This is a genomic window from Corynebacterium pollutisoli, assembly GCF_900177745.1.
Classification (GTDB): Bacteria; Actinomycetota; Actinomycetes; order Mycobacteriales; family Mycobacteriaceae; genus Corynebacterium; species Corynebacterium pollutisoli.
Map to the genome: position 1 here is coordinate 198,405 of NZ_FXAR01000002.1, position 14,118 is coordinate 212,522.

15 protein-coding genes, 1 tRNA gene and 2 pseudogenes are annotated in these 14,118 nt (G+C 68.6%); 13 read left to right on the plus strand and 5 right to left on the minus strand.

Going from position 1 to position 14,118, the window contains the following annotated elements; all coding sequences use genetic code 11:
- Window positions 1–81 precede the first annotated feature (81 nt).
- The 6 genes and pseudogenes from B9Y70_RS04275 (at window position 82) to B9Y70_RS12905 (ending at window position 5,291) form a co-directional block, all read left to right on the plus strand.
- Window positions 82–903 (plus strand): MetQ/NlpA family ABC transporter substrate-binding protein, encoded by an 822-nt coding sequence (locus B9Y70_RS04275; RefSeq protein ID WP_085549021.1) that lies wholly within the window; start codon window positions 82–84, stop codon window positions 901–903.
- The gene (locus B9Y70_RS04280) at window positions 903–1,913 is read left to right on the plus strand and encodes a methionine ABC transporter ATP-binding protein (RefSeq protein WP_085549022.1); all 1,011 of its coding nucleotides are present in this window, start codon (window positions 903–905) and stop codon (window positions 1,911–1,913) included. Before B9Y70_RS04275 ends, B9Y70_RS04280 begins: the two co-directional genes overlap by 1 nt.
- Window positions 1,868–2,575, plus strand: a complete 708-nt coding sequence (locus B9Y70_RS04285) for a methionine ABC transporter permease (RefSeq protein ID WP_085549023.1) — start codon at window positions 1,868–1,870, stop codon at window positions 2,573–2,575. Before B9Y70_RS04280 ends, B9Y70_RS04285 begins: the two co-directional genes overlap by 46 nt.
- A 10-nt stretch (window positions 2,576–2,585) precedes the next feature.
- The gene (locus tag B9Y70_RS04290; RefSeq protein WP_085549024.1) at window positions 2,586–3,914 is read left to right on the plus strand and encodes a M20/M25/M40 family metallo-hydrolase; all 1,329 of its coding nucleotides are present in this window, start codon (window positions 2,586–2,588) and stop codon (window positions 3,912–3,914) included.
- A gap of 259 nt (window positions 3,915–4,173) precedes the next feature.
- A pseudogene (locus tag B9Y70_RS04295) lies at window positions 4,174–4,743 on the plus strand (extracellular solute-binding protein); the annotation flags it as partial.
- On the plus strand, window positions 4,722–5,291 hold the full coding sequence (locus B9Y70_RS12905; RefSeq protein ID WP_085549025.1) for an ATP-binding cassette domain-containing protein: 570 nt from the start codon (window positions 4,722–4,724) through the stop codon (window positions 5,289–5,291). The pseudogene B9Y70_RS04295 and the gene B9Y70_RS12905, both read left to right, overlap by 22 nt.
- A 170-nt stretch (window positions 5,292–5,461) precedes the next feature.
- On the opposite strand, the gene B9Y70_RS04305 is transcribed toward B9Y70_RS12905, so the two are convergent.
- Both B9Y70_RS04305 and B9Y70_RS04310 read right to left on the minus strand, forming a co-directional pair.
- On the minus strand, window positions 5,462–6,655 hold the full coding sequence (locus tag B9Y70_RS04305; protein WP_085549026.1) for an MFS transporter: 1,194 nt from the start codon (window positions 6,653–6,655) through the stop codon (window positions 5,462–5,464).
- Window positions 6,656–6,669: 14 nt separating this feature from the next.
- Window positions 6,670–7,317: a lipocalin family protein gene (locus tag B9Y70_RS04310; protein WP_085549027.1), complete on the minus strand. Its 648-nt coding sequence runs from the start codon at window positions 7,315–7,317 to the stop codon at window positions 6,670–6,672.
- 72 nt (window positions 7,318–7,389) lie between these two features.
- Here B9Y70_RS04310 and B9Y70_RS04315 point away from each other — a divergent pair, with 72 nt between their 5' ends.
- Complete coding sequence (locus B9Y70_RS04315) at window positions 7,390–8,208, plus strand: SGNH/GDSL hydrolase family protein (RefSeq protein WP_085549028.1); 819 nt, start codon at window positions 7,390–7,392, stop codon at window positions 8,206–8,208.
- Here the strand turns inward: B9Y70_RS04315 and B9Y70_RS04320 are convergent.
- A complete protein-coding gene (locus B9Y70_RS04320; RefSeq protein WP_085549029.1) occupies window positions 8,199–8,504 on the minus strand; it encodes a CHY zinc finger protein in 306 nt (101 codons plus the stop codon). The two genes, B9Y70_RS04315 and B9Y70_RS04320, sit on opposite strands and share 10 nt — an antisense overlap.
- Before the next feature lie 64 nt (window positions 8,505–8,568).
- Between B9Y70_RS04320 and B9Y70_RS04325 the strand changes: the two genes are divergently transcribed.
- Entirely contained in the window at window positions 8,569–9,531 is a 963-nt protein-coding gene (locus B9Y70_RS04325; protein ID WP_085549152.1) for a pirin family protein, read from the plus strand.
- A 127-nt stretch (window positions 9,532–9,658) separates the two neighbouring features.
- Here B9Y70_RS04325 and B9Y70_RS13270 read toward each other — a convergent pair.
- Window positions 9,659–10,003, minus strand: a pseudogene (locus B9Y70_RS13270) (RsbRD N-terminal domain-containing protein); the annotation flags it as partial.
- Between the two features lie 107 nt (window positions 10,004–10,110).
- Here B9Y70_RS13270 and B9Y70_RS04335 point away from each other — a divergent pair.
- Window positions 10,111–10,710 (plus strand): M23 family metallopeptidase, encoded by a 600-nt coding sequence (locus B9Y70_RS04335; protein ID WP_420838430.1) that lies wholly within the window; start codon window positions 10,111–10,113, stop codon window positions 10,708–10,710.
- Window positions 10,711–10,866: 156 nt separating this feature from the next.
- A complete protein-coding gene (locus B9Y70_RS04340) occupies window positions 10,867–11,061 on the plus strand; it encodes a hypothetical protein (protein WP_143337513.1) in 195 nt (64 codons plus the stop codon).
- Here the strand turns inward: B9Y70_RS04340 and B9Y70_RS04345 are convergent.
- Window positions 11,043–11,126, minus strand: a tRNA-Leu gene (locus B9Y70_RS04345). The genes B9Y70_RS04340 and B9Y70_RS04345 overlap by 19 nt on opposite strands.
- A gap of 272 nt (window positions 11,127–11,398) precedes the next feature.
- On the opposite strand from B9Y70_RS04345, the gene B9Y70_RS04350 reads away from it, so the two are divergent.
- The 3 genes from B9Y70_RS04350 to B9Y70_RS04360 are packed head-to-tail and all read left to right on the plus strand — an operon-like array spanning window position 11,399 to window position 14,118.
- On the plus strand, window positions 11,399–12,226 hold the full coding sequence (locus B9Y70_RS04350) for a DUF3662 and FHA domain-containing protein (RefSeq protein WP_085549032.1): 828 nt from the start codon (window positions 11,399–11,401) through the stop codon (window positions 12,224–12,226).
- Window positions 12,227–12,229: 3 nt separating this feature from the next.
- Entirely contained in the window at window positions 12,230–12,697 is a 468-nt protein-coding gene (locus B9Y70_RS04355) for an FHA domain-containing protein FhaB/FipA (RefSeq protein ID WP_085549033.1), read from the plus strand.
- On the plus strand, window positions 12,694–14,118 hold the full coding sequence (locus B9Y70_RS04360) for a PP2C family protein-serine/threonine phosphatase (protein WP_240309128.1): 1,425 nt from the start codon (window positions 12,694–12,696) through the stop codon (window positions 14,116–14,118). Before B9Y70_RS04355 ends, B9Y70_RS04360 begins: the two co-directional genes overlap by 4 nt.

Here is a 14,118-nt window from a genome sequence, read left to right on the forward strand (position 1 = left end):
CCGATCGGTCTTTTCTTTTTGAACCGTGCCGTCTACAGTGATGGCGGAAATAGTCATATCAGACAACCCCAGGACAACATCATGCAGCTCACCCGCCCAGCCGCCCTGCTCGGCACCGTCACCCTCGCCCTGACTCTCGCCGCCTGCGGCTCCGACACCGCAGGTGACGACAAGACGATCCGCGTCGGCGTCTCCCCCGGCCCCTACTCCGTCCTCTTTCAGGACGGCATCGACCCGATCCTCAGTCAGGACGGCTGGACCATCGAGTACACGAACTTCTCCGACCTGCAGCAGGCCACCACCGCCGTGCAGGAAGGCGCCGTCGACCTCAATGTCGACCAGCACTCCGCCTACATGGAGGTGTTCAACCGCGAGAAGGGCGCGGACCTCGACCACTTCACCGAGATCCCGACCGTCCCCGCCGGCCTCTACTCCGAGCGCCACGACTCTCTCGACGCAGTGGCCGAGGGCCAGAGCGTCGGCATTCCGCAGGACGCCTCCAACGCCGCCCGCGCCTACAACATCCTCGCCGACGCAGGCTGGATCACCCTGAAGGACGGAGCCGACCCGGCGCTGCTCACCGAGAACGACATCGAGGACAACCGCTACAACCTCGACATCCAGGTCATGGACTCCGCCACCATCCCGCGCGCGCTGCCAGACCTCGACTGGGGCGTCATTCCCGGCTCGATGAGCTACGCCTCGAAGGTCGACCCCAACCTGCAGCTCTTCCAGGAGAAGCTGCGCCCGGAGCTCATCCTCGTCGCCGTCACCCGCGCCGATGAGATCGGTGAGGAATGGACCGACGCCGTCGCCGCCGCCTACCGCGACGAGTCCTTCCACGAGTTCCTCGACGCCGAGAACGTCAACGACTACTGGTTCGTCCCGGACTCCATCAAGTAATGTCCGCCGTCACCTTCGAGCACGTCACCCGCCGCTACGGGGACATCACCGCCCTCGACGACGTGACCTTCACCGTTCCCTCAGGCTCCATCTACGGGGTCGTGGGCACCTCCGGCGCGGGTAAGTCCACCCTGCTGCGTACGGTCAACGGTCTGGAGACCCCGAGCGAGGGCACCGTCACCGTGCTCGATCGTGACCCGGCCAGGCTCCAGCAGTCCGGTCTGCGATCCCTGCGTCGGGAGGTCGCGATGATCTTCCAGCACTACAACCTGCTCGGCTCCCGGACCGTCGCGGAGAATGTCGCCATGCCCCTACGGCTGGCGGGGACCGCGAAGGAGGACGTCGACAAGCGGGTGTCGGAGGCCCTGGACCGCGTCGGCCTGGCTGACCGCGCCCACCACCGCCCGCGTCAGCTCTCCGGCGGGCAACGCCAACGCGTCGGCATCGCCCGCGCCCTGGTGACCAACCCCCGGGTCCTGTTGTGCGACGAACCGACGAGCGCGCTGGACCCCATCACCACCGCGCAGATCCTCGACCTGCTGGTGCGAATCAACGAGGATCTGGGGATCACCATCCTCATCATCACCCACCAGATGGACGTCATCGCCCGCATCGCCGATCATGTGGCGGTCCTCGAGGGCGGCCAACTGGTCGAAAACGCCCCGGTCGAGGAGATCTTCGCCCGCCCACAGGCACGCCTCACCAGGCGATTCGTGGAGACCGTCGTGCCGCAGAAGCTACCGGAGACGCTGGCGGATGAGGTCCGGTCCGGCCGGGCCGGCACCGTTGTCCGGGTGGTCCACGAGGCCGGTGCGGGCAGGTCGGTGCTGCGTGACGTCGAGAAGCTCTTCGACGTCGAGGCCGACCTGCTCCACGCCACCGACGCGCCCCTCCGCCACACGACGGTGGGCACCCTCGTGCTGGGTCTGCACGCACCGGGCGCCCGCGTGTCCCAGGCTCTGCAATGGCTCTCCGATCAGGAAGGACTCACCGTGGAGGTGCTCCCGTGACCGAACTTTTCGACACCCGCGTCACCGTCCAGCAGTACATCGACGCCGGATGGGAGACCCTCTACATGGTGGGTGTCTCCCTGTTCATCGGCTCGCTCGCGGGCATTCCGCTGGCGCTGCTGCTGGTGATCACCCGTCCGGGCGGGTTACGGCCCCAGCCGGTCACCTACCAGGTGACCAATATCCTGGTGAACATCATCCGTTCGGTGCCCTTCATCATCCTCATGGTGGCCATCGTGCCGCTGACCAGAGCCATCACGGGGACCTCCATCGGCACAACCGCGGCGCTGGTCCCGCTGACCATCTACATCGCGCCGTTCATCGCCCGACTCATCGAGGCATCCCTGCTGGAGGTCGGACCCGGCATCCTCGAGGCCGCCGAGTCGATGGGCGCGACGATGTGGCAGACGATCCGCTGGTTCATGCTCCCGGAGGCACGCGCCTCGATCATCCTCGCGCTGACCACCTCCACGGTGGGACTCATCGGCGCCACGGCCATGGCCGGCACAATCGGAGGTGGCGGCGTGGGCGATCTGGCGATCTCCTACGGATACCAGCAGTTCGACACGTTCGCGATGCTCGCGACCGTCATCATCCTCATCATCGTGGTGCAGGGAATCCAGTCCCTGGGCAACTGGTTGGCCCGCCGCGCCCGGGATTAGGGTTGGACGCATGCCGCTTTACGACGACACCCTCGCCCTCCTCCGCGAGCTGATCCGCAACGCCTGCGTCAACGACTACACCCCCGGCTCCGGCCAGGAGGTGCGGAACGCGGACACCCTCGAGCGCTTCTTCGCCGACACCCCCGGCATCACCATCGAGCGCTACGAGTCGGCGCCGGGACGCGTGAGCATCGTCGTCACCCTGGAGGGCACGGACCCGTCCGCCGAGCCACTCACCTTCCTCGGCCACACCGACGTCGTCCCCGTCGACGCCGACCGCTGGACCGTCGACCCCTTCGGCGCCGAGATCATCGACGGCCGCCTCTACGGCCGCGGCGCCATGGACATGCTGTTCATCACCGCCACCCAGGCCGCCGTACTGCGCGACGCCGCCCGCTCCGGCCGCCCCACCGGCACGCTCACCTTCGTGGGCGTCGCCGACGAGGAGTCGCGCGGCACCCTCGGCGCAAAGTGGCTCTCCGAGGAGCACCCCGAGGCGTTCTCCTGGCGCAACACACTCTCCGAGACCGGTGGTTCGCACCTGCCGATCGCCGACGGTTCCGACGCCCTCGTCATCGTCGTCGGAGAGAAGGGCGCCGCCCAGCGTCGCCTCCACGTCACCGGCGACGCCGGCCACGGCTCCAACCCTTACGGCCGCGAGTCGGCGATCGCGAAGATCGGCGAGGTCGCCCGTCGCATCTCGCTCATCGACGTCCCCGTCTCCCAGGACCCCCTCTGGCAGGGCTTCGTCCGCGCCTTCCGCTTCGACCCCGCGATCGAACGAGCGCTTCTCGACGGCACCGACGACACCGCCTTCGAGCACTTCGGCGACCTCAAGCGTTACGCCCACGCCCTGTCCCGCCTGACAATCTCGCAGACCATCCTCCGTGCGGGCACCGCCATCAACGTCCTGCCCTCGTCCGCGACCCTCGACCTGGACATCCGCCCGTTGCCGGGCACCACGCAGGACGAGGTCGACGCCATCCTCGCCGACGCCCTGGGCGACATGTACCACGACGTCCGCATCGAGCGCCTCATCTGCGAACCGGCCACGGTCTCCCCCACCTCCGGTCCGCTGTACGACGCCCTCGTGGCCACCTTCAACGAATTCTTCCCCGGCGTGCCCGTCGTCCCGACGATCGCCGCCGGCGGTTCCGACCTGCGCTTCGGCCGCCGCCTGGGCGGCAACGGCTACGGCTTCGCCCTGCATGCCCGCGAGCGCACCCTGGGTGACGTGTTCCACCTGCTCCACCACCACGACGAGTACATCGAGCTGGAGGACGTCGACCTCACAGTCAAGGCGTACCGCTCCCTGGTGCGCCGCTTCTGCGGGGTGTAGGCGACGGGGCGTACCGAATTCACCCCGTCGAAAAGAGTGCCCTTTCGCACCCGGGGACAGTGAACTCGACGGGTTGAATTCGCCCGGCTCCGATCCAGCTGCCCGAGCGGCGCCTCAATAAGCGGTGGGTTCCGGGGGCCGGGGGCGGGCGTCGGAAAGCATCTGGGAACCGTCACACCTGGGTATGAGTGCTGCGGGATCGGCGAACCCGTGGGAAGATCAAGGCTCTGACACACCCCACGCTCCCAAGGACCTTGTCCTGCGCCACTTCTTCTCCCGCCGCAACACCCTCGCGGTGACCGCCGTCGGTGCCTCAGCCGCCCTCCTCGTCGCCTGCTCTGAGCCGGCCGAGGACACCGCCACCACCGACGCCCCCGCCAGCACCGCGGCCGCCACCGGTGAGACGACCACCATCACCGTCTACACCTCCGAGCCGGAGGAGAAGGTAGACGAGATCAACGCCGCCTTCGAGGCCGCCAACCCCGACATCAAGGTCGAGGTCTACCGCGCCAGCACCGGTGACCTCAACGCGCGCATCGCAGCCGAGAAGGAGTCCGGCTCCATCGAGGCCGACGTCCTGTGGGCCGCCGACTCCGCCACCTTCGAGACCTACAAGGCCGCCGGCGACCTCGCCGAGCTGCAGGACGTCGACACCGCCGACCTCATCGAGGAGGCCGTCGACGCCGACAACCATTACGTGGGCACCCGCATCATCCCCACCATCATCGCCTACAACACCGACATCATCGACGAGGCCGACGCCCCGCAGTCCTGGGCCGACCTCGTCGACCCGGGCAGCGGCAGCGCGTGGCGCTCGCCCGCGCCATCGTCGCCGACCCCACCGTCCTGCTTCTCGACGAAGCCCTCTCCGCCCTCGACGAGCCGCTGCGCGACAGCCTCCGCCGCGAACTCGTCTCGCTCACCCGCCGCGAGGGCCTGACCACGGTGCATGTCACGCACGACCGCGCCGAGGCGCTGTCCATCGCCGACCGGATCGTCGTCCTCGGCGAGGGACGCATCCAGCAGATCGCCGCCCCGGCCGAGCTGGTCTCGCGCCCGGCCACCGCCGAGGTCGCCGCGTTCATCGCGGACGCCACGCTTCTGGACGCCGCCTCCCTCCCCGTCGAGCCCTCCGAGATCATCGGCAGCGGTGAGACCCTGACGCTGGCGGTGCTGCCGCACATGGTGGAGGTCCTGCCCCCGGGGGAGGACGGGATCCCCGCGCAGGTGCGTTCCGTGCTCTACGACGCCGGCGACTGGTCCCTCACGCTCGACGCCCTGGACACGGTGTTCCGGGCGACGGTGCGCGGGACGCGCCCGGAGGTCGGGGAACCGGTGACGATGCATGTCACCGGGCCGCTGGGGTACCGGAGCTGACGCGGCGGCGGCCCCGGGCCCTGAGGCATTTCACGTCAGGGATATCCGGGCAGTGATAGGTCGAGTAACCCGGCTGCTCCCCGGCAGTCCCAGTCGATCCACACATGAGGTGCTGTACCTGAGGTGATATGCCTGGCGTGACCCCACCCGCCCGCCGGGCGGTGCCAGTCCTACCTGGCAGCGTGGCCGGCGCGACGTCGCAAAGCAGAAGTCCCCGCGAGGACCGCGACCATGAGCACGATGACGAGCACCGCCATGACCGGCATTCCGAACATCGAGACCACCGGGCCGGCGATGACGCCGCCGAGGGCGCCGGTGAGGTTCATCGTGAGGTCGGAGCGGCCCTGCAGGCCGGCCTTCTGCTCGGGCGGGGCGGCCTTGGCGACGACCGCGGAGGAGCCGACCAGCGTCGAGGACCAGCCCAGGCCGAGCAGCAGGAGGGAGACGACGACGATCGTCTCGTTGCCCGACCACGGGATGAGCAGCGCCGCGGCGATGAACGTGCCGCCCAGGCCGAGCAGCATCGTCGGGCGCGCGCCCCACTTGTCGGCCAGCCAGCCGAACACCGGCGCCAGGCCGTACATGCCGCCGACGTGGAAGGACACCGTCAGGCCGATGAGCGTCATCGACGCGCCGTGGCCGTGCATGTGGACGGCGGTCATGGACATGATGGCGATCATCGCGAAGTGGCTGAACGCGTTGGTGATGATCGCCGACGCCACCACCGGGTACTCCCGCAGGTTCGCCTTCGGCTGCTTGCCCTTCGCCGCCACGGGCGCGGGCTCCGGGCGCAGCATGATCTGGAGGACGAGGATCGCCACCCACTGCGCCGCGATGCACACCAGGTAGGCGCCGGAGAAGCTGGCCAGGCCGAGCGCGTCGCCGAGGCGTTCCGTCGGGTCGAAGAGGTTGGGCCCCAGGATGGCGCCGATCGTCGTCGACCACACCACCAGGGAGATGTCGCGCCCCTTGTGTCTCTCGTCGGCGGCGTCCGCGGCCGCGAACCGGGCCTGCAGGTTCATCGCCACGGCCGCGCCGAGGAAGAAGAAACCGATGAGCAGGAAGGGGTACAGCCCGCTCTGCGCCGCGAACAGGGCCGACAACGCGCCCACGGAACCCAGCGCCAGGCCGATGCTCAGCGACGCCCGCCGCCCCCGCCGGTTGACGATCGCCGCCAGCGGCATCGCCCACAACGCCGCACCCACGGTGGTCACCGTCGACGCGGCGCCGCCCCACGCATCACCCGCCATGTCCGCGGACAGCAGGGCACCCATGGAGTAGGTCACTCCGTGCGCCAGGCCCGCCATGACCTGGGCGATCATGAGGGCGGTGAGGACGCGGCGTCGAGAAGCGGCTGGTGGCATGCCGCCACCCTAAGTTACTGGGTGCACAAAGGCGCGACATCCCCACGGCCGCCGTCCATCGGGACGGTGAGGAACAGGCACGAGTTCCAGCCGCGGGACTCGACGACGCCCCGCACGTGCGACCACTGCTCAGGTGAGAGGCCCGGGGTGCGGGAGAGCACGAAGCCGGAGAGGCGGTTCGGGTCACCGACCACGGCCAGGGAGTAGTCCTCCTCCAGGTGGGTGACGCGGTAGTTGACCGGGCCGTCCTCATCCTGGAAGGGCACGCCGGGGAAGTTGACGCGCAGGGAGGCGTCGGAGCGGACCGACGCGGTGCCCTCGATGACCGAGGGCGGCCCGAAGAGCGTGCCGCAGGAGTTGCGGACGGAGATGGCCTCCTCGTCGATGACGCCGTATTCGGCGGTGGTGTTGTGCGCGCACTGCAGCGTGTAGGGCTGCGGCAGGGCGGCGACCTGGTACCACTGGCCGGCGTAGCGCTCGAGGTCGACAGCCTGGTCGGTCTCGGGGAGTTCGCCGCCGGGCAGGGAGGAGCCGGCGGGGATGAGCTGGGAGGAGGCGCCGCCGAGGCGGCCGCCGTCGAGAAGTTCCTGCGCGTTGGCGACGGGCGTGAGCAGCGCGGCGCCGAGGGCGAGGGTGGACAGGGCGGTGAGCATGCGGCGCATGTGTCTACCTTTCTTGAGGAGTTACCTCCGACACTACATGTACGATGATTCATCTGTTCGTAGGTTGGAGGCATGACATTCCGCGTCCTGCTCGCCCTTCCCCTCGCCGGACTCCTCGCCGCCTGCACCGCACCGGGTCCGGCCCCTGAGGCGGAACCCGGGCCCGAACCCGTCACGTACGACCACTACGTCGCCCTCGGTGACTCCTTCGCCGCGATGGGCAGCCGCAGCGCCACCACCACCGGGCCCTTCGAGTGCTTCCGCTCCGTGGACAACTACCCCTCGCTCGTGCTTGCCGACGACCGCGTCACCGCCGGCGAGGACGTCACCTGTTCCAGCGCCGTCACCGCCGACATCCCCGGCCAGGCCGCCGCACTCACCCCGGACACGGACCTGGTCACCCTGTCGATCGGCGGCAACGACATCCGCTTCGGCGAGATCGCCGCGTGCTTCCGCCGCGCCCTCACCGAACCCCTCGACTGCCCCACCCTTCTCGACGCCCCCGTGAGCGAGCAGCTCAGCACCGTCCCCGGGAAACTCGACGAGATCCACACCCTCATCGCGGAGACCAGCCCCGGCGCCCGCGTGATCGTCACGGGCTACCTCCCGCTGGTCGCCGCCGGTGAATGCCCACAGCTGGCGACGATCCCGGAGGAGCACCGCGCCTGGGCGGTGTCGCTCACCGACCGGATCAACGACGTGGTCCGTGAGGCGGCCGAGCGCCACGGTGCGGAATTCGTCCTGCCCGCCGACGCCGCCGCACATTCCGCGTGTGCCGCCCCGGCCGAGCGGTGGACCGACATCATCGGTAACGAGACCGACGCCTACCCCATGCACCCCACGCCCGTGGGCCAGCGCGCGATGGCGGACGCGGTGGTCGATCAGATCTGAAAGTAGAGCGGGGCGTGCAGCTCACACCCGGGATTGAAGGGGTGTCCGCACTGCGGGCACGCTGCGGCGGCCGAGTACGCCGCATAGTCCATCGCGTGCGAGCAGGCCCCGCACAGCACCGACGCCTGCGCGTCCACCGGCATCCGCCCGAAGGGGTGGTCCGCCAGTTCCGCGTGGCAGGCGTGACACGCCCAGAAGTCACCGCAGGTGGCGCAACGGTTGGCCACCACGTCGCGGGCGCCCCAGTAGTGGGCACAGCGACCCTGCTCGTCGACGTCCGTGCCGCGGATATGCATGTCCCCAGGGTAGGGCGTCGGCGACCCCCAGGAATACCGCCGACCCCCTGTTGTTGACATGTACATGACCGCTCCCCACGTTCCCTTCCGTCTCACCACCCCCTGGCAGGGCACCGATCCCTTCCTCTTCACCGCCTTCCACGACGACGCCTTCCCCGCCGGCGACGCCGACATGGGCCCCGGTGATACCCGGCCCGACGGCTGGCGCATGTACCACGGCCAGCGGATCCCGGGCTTTCCCGCGCACCCGCACCGTGGCTTCGAGACGATCACCCTGGTCACCTCCGGCCACGTCGACCACACCGATTCCCTCGGCGCCGCCGCCCGCTACGGCCAGGGCGACACCCAGTGGCTGACCACCGGCCGGGGTGTCGCCCATTCCGAGATGTTCCCGCTGCTCAACGAGGACTCCCCCAACCCGCTCGAGCTCTTCCAGATCTGGCTCAACCTACCACCGGAGTCCAAGACGGCCGCCCCGGAGTTCACCATGCAGTGGGCCGAGGATATCCCCGTCCACACCACCGACGGCGGCTCGGTGCGCGTCATCGCCGGTGCACTCGGTGACGTCACGCCGCTTGACCCGCCGGTGAACTCGTGGGCTGCGGACCCGGGCAACGACGTCGCCGTCTGGCTTATCGACGTCGCCGCCGGGCAGTCACTCACCCTGCCCCCGACGCGCACCGACGGCACCCGACGCACCGTCTACGTCTTCGACGGTGACGCGGTCGTGGACGGCCAGGCCGTCGCGGAGGGCTGGGGCTACCAGCAGGTCGGCCGGGAGCAGACATCCCTCTCTGCCGGCGCGCAGCCCGTGCGGGCCCTGCTGCTGCAGGGCGTGCCGATCGGCGCGCCGGTGTACCAGCACGGGCCATTCGTCGCCAACTCGCACGCCGAGCTGCAGCAGGCGTTCACCGACTACCAGGAGACCCGCTTCGGTGGCTGGCCGTGGCCGACCACCGAGGAGGTCTTCCCCCGTGAGCAGGGCCGATTCGCCCGGCTGCCCGACGGCACCGAGCTACGGCCCTGATGTCCTGACCTTCTTCTACCTGCGACGTCGGGGCGGGGCGGCCCCGCTGCTCTCGAAGAGGCTGACCATCTGGGCCACCGACAGATCGGAGGGCAGAGCGGAGCCGGCGCAGGATCATGATCATCGAGACGCGGAAGCCGCTGAGCACGCTGCCCAGCGGCACGCCCTGCGACAGGCGTTCGTTGGCGAGAGCGTCCGCCTCGGGCACCTCGTTCGGGGAGGGGTCGGCGCCGAGGCGGATGATGCGGATACTCAGCGCGATGTAGCGGCGCACGGAGAAGGCCAGCGCCTCCGCGCCGACCTTCTCGTACCCGGGGATGGTGTCGAGCAGCTGCGACACGGTGGTCTCCACCAGGGGTCCGTCGTCCTTCTGCAGACGGTCGAGGAGTTGTTGCCAGCGGGCGGAGGAGTGGTTGTCCATGACACGCCACAGTAATGCTGTACCCCGGGAGGAGTCGCAGGTCAGATGCATAACTGGACATAAGTTGTCTTGGCCCCTAATCTGGTCACAACTTGATAACGGGATGGTTACAAAGCCGTCTCCCCAGATTGTTTACTCTGATTAGGAAGCATCAACCCGTGAGCTACATCGGACGCCACCGCAAGCCCAGCACCGCCTCCCGCCTCCAGCGCCGCCTCGCACTGGGTGCCGTCGTCGCCGGCACCGTCACCACCACCGGCCTGGCCGGCGCCACCACCGCCAACGCCCAGGACTTCGCCGCCATGTCCTCCGGCGGCAACATCGTCAACGAGGTCGCCGCTGCCGCCGGAATCGGCCACCTCGCCCCCGCCCCCTCCGTCGTCCGCCCCGCGGAGGGCACCTTCACCTCCGGCTTCGGCCCGCGCTGGGGCACGATGCACAACGGCATCGACATCGCCAACGCCATCGGCACCCCGATCTACGCCGTCATGGCCGGCACCGTCATCAACTCCGGCCCGGCCTCCGGCTACGGCCAGTGGATCCGCATCAAGCATGACGATGGTTCCATGAGCGTCTACGGCCACATGTCCACCCTCAACGTGGGCGTCGGCGAGCGCGTCTCCGCCGGCCAGCACATCGCCGGCATGGGCAACCTCGGCTTCTCCACCGGTTCCCACCTGCACTTCGAGATCCACCCGGCCGGTTCCGGTCCGGTCGATCCGATTCCGTGGTTCGCCAATCACGGCATCTACTTCTAGGACTGCCGGCCACGCGGCAAAACATCCCGCGAAGGCTGTTTTCCGTCAGGAAACACAGGCCTCGGTGTATTCTTTTCCGCCTTTCCCCGCTGATCTTTGACCGGCGCCGTGTCGCTGACCCGGGACACGACGACAGACAGCACCAGGCAAAGGCCCATGGGCGCCGTCACCTGGGGCCGGGCCAGGCAGGAACTCGACCACCCCGGGATCACCGTCGTGGACAAAACCACCGGCATCATCCTCGCCGAATTCCTCATCAACCCGACAAAGGTCTATCAACGAAAAAATCAGGGCCTCCCACCGATAACGGTGGAAGACCCTGAAAAGAATTGTGCCCGGGGGGGGACTTGAACCCCCACGTTCTTGCGAACACTGGCACCTGAAGCCAGCGCGTCTGCCAATTCCGCCACCCGGGCGGGTGGTGGTCCAGCGGGTTACCCGCCGTGTGGACTAGTACAAGATAACACGCACCCGGCCGGTTTAACCAAATCAGCAGGTAGATCCCTGTTTCCGAGGCCTGGAGGGGCAGGAGTGCCACGCTGCTCCCCGGCTTCGCGGGTACGTTTTCCGCGCGTGCGCACCCTATACTGGTGCCTGTCATGCGCGCGAGGGTCACCGCCCCGCGCGATTTACAGATTACCCGGTCACCCCGTCAGCCTGGATCACCTCGGAAAGGAGGCCGCATCTCATGTCGATCATGGCCCGTTTCGCCCGGTTGGACAGCGCTTTGCAGCGCGGCCTCGACAACGGCTTCGCTCTCGTCTTCGGCGGGAAGGTCGTCGCCGCGGAGATCGAGGAGCTGTTGAAGCAGGAGGCGGAGGACAATCTCGTCGTCGATGACGGCGTGGTGTACGCCCCGAATGTGTACGTGGTGGGTGTGTCGGCGAAAGATCTGGAGAACCTCTCGCAGGGCAGTACTGATCTGCCGGCGGGGTTCGCCGATCAGCTGACCCGGTGGTGCCGTAACCGCACGTGGAGCACGAGCGGGCCGATGGTGGTCCGTATCGCCGAGGAATCGGGGCTGCACACGGGGCAGTTGCGGGTGTCGTCGTACCGGGATGATGATCCGGCGGACAGCAGCGGTTTCGAGGCGATCACCACGGACAGCACGGACACCGACCGGGACAGCGACCACAACCAGGAGGATTCCATGAACCAGCAGGACGTGCCCACCGAGCTGACGGAGATGCCGCAGGACCCGGTGGTGACTCTTCTGCTGCAGGACGGTTCGAGCCGTACGTTCCTGGTCAACGAGGGTTCCAACATCATCGGCCGGTCGAACGACGCGGATTTCCGTCTGCCGGACACGGGTGTGTCCCGCCAGCATGCGGAGATCACGTGGGACGGGCAGGATGCGGTGCTCGTCGATCTGCAGTCGACGAACGGCACGACCGTCAATGACACTCCCGTGGAGAACTGGTTGCTTGCCGACGGCGATGTCATCACCGTCGGTCATTCCCACATCGAGGTCCGTATCGTCGATCCGACCCGCTCCTCGACGACGGCGCGGAGGTGACGCATGGATTCGCTGGTTCTGCTCGTCTTCAAGATCGTGCTGCTGGTTCTGCTGTGGTTCTTCGTGTTCATGGCGGTGCGCGCGATGCGGCGTGACCTGGTCACGGCCGACGCCGTGCCGGGCGCGCCGGTTCCGGCCGCACCCCGGAAGGGGACGTTGACCCCGGGGCGTCGAGAAGCGGCGAAGCAGCTGGCCGTCATCGACGGCCCGCTCAAGGGCTCCCACATGGCGGTGTCGACGCTGGAGGAGGTGGTCATGGGCCGCAGCCCGGACTGCACGTTCCAGCTGGGCGATGATTTCGCGTCGGCGCGCCACGCCCGCCTCTTCCGCCGTGGTTCGGACTGGTTCGTGGAGGACCTGGATTCCCGCAACGGCACCTACGTCGGCGGATACCGCATTGACCAGCCTGAACGCGTCGGTACGGGTACCGACATCAGGGTCGGACGGACGACAGTGAGGTTGGTCCCGTGAGTCTCAAACTGAATTACTCCGTACTCTCCGACCGCGGTCTCGTCCGCGGCAACAACGAGGACTCCGCCTACGCGGGGCCGAACATGCTCATCATCGCCGACGGCATGGGCGGGCATGCGGCCGGCGAGGTCGCCAGCCAGCTCATGGTCAACCATCTCGCGCGTCTCGACGCCGACCCGGACGACAACGACATGCTCGCCCTCCTCGGCGGCGTCGCCGACGACGCGAACCGGCAGATCGCCCAGGCCATCCGGGATCATCCGGAGACCGACGGCATGGGCACCACGCTCACGGCGCTGATGTTCAACGGCCGCTCCTTCGGCCTCATCCACGTCGGTGACTCCCGCGGCTACCGCCTGCGCGAGGGTGCCCTGGAGCAGATCACCGTGGACGACACGTTCGTCCAGTCGCTGGTCGACGAAGGCAAGCTGGATCCGGCCGACGTGTCCTCGCACCCGCAGAAGTCGCTCATCCTCAAGGCCTACACGGGCCGCCCGGTGGAGCCGACGCTGCGCGATCTCGACGCCCGGCCCGGCGACCGGATCCTGCTGTGCTCCGACGGCCTGTCCGACCCGGTCACGGCCTCGACGATCGAGCAGACCCTCTCCGAGGGCACCCCGGCCGACGCTGCCCGCCGCCTCATCGAGCTGGCCCTGCGCTCCGGCGGCCCGGACAACATCACCGTCGTCGTCGCCGATGTCGTGGAGACCGACGAGCTGGACGACGCCGCCCGCGCCGCCCTGCCCTCCACCCCGGTCACCGCCGGCGCCCTGCTCGGCGAGGTCGAGGAGAACACCCACCCGGACACCTCCGCCGGCCGCGCCGCCCTGCTCTCCCGTCAGCCGAAGACGATCTCCCCCGACGGGGAGATCACGCAACAGCCGCTCACCGGTGCCCGCCAGGCCCCGTCGGGCGCGCAGGAGGTGGCTGCCGTTCCGGCAGGTGATGCCTCGGGTCGCCGAGGAAGGTTTCGCCTCGCCGCACTGATCCTCTCCCTGGTGCTGCTCATCGGGCTCGCCCTGGGCGGCTGGTGGGCGCGCACCGCGGTGAACGACAACTACTTCATCACCACGGGTGCCGACGACCACCTCGTCATCGAGCACGGCGTCGACTACTCCATCTTCGGCCGCGACCTCCACACCCCCTACCAGGAGGCCTGCCTCAACGAGGACGGGGATCTCACCCTCGTCGACATGGGGTCCACCGAGGACTGCTCCCCCTTCGAGCTGCAGGACCTGCCGCAGTCGGTGCGCTCCCAGGTGGAGGGCCTCGAGGGCGGTTCCTACGACGAGGTCACCCAGCAGCTGCGCCGCCTGGCGTCGCAGGCCCTGCCGGTGTGCATCGACCGGGAGACCCCGGCCGACGAGTCCGACAACGGCGACCTCACCCGCCCCGGGATCAACTGCCGGGAGGTGAAGTGA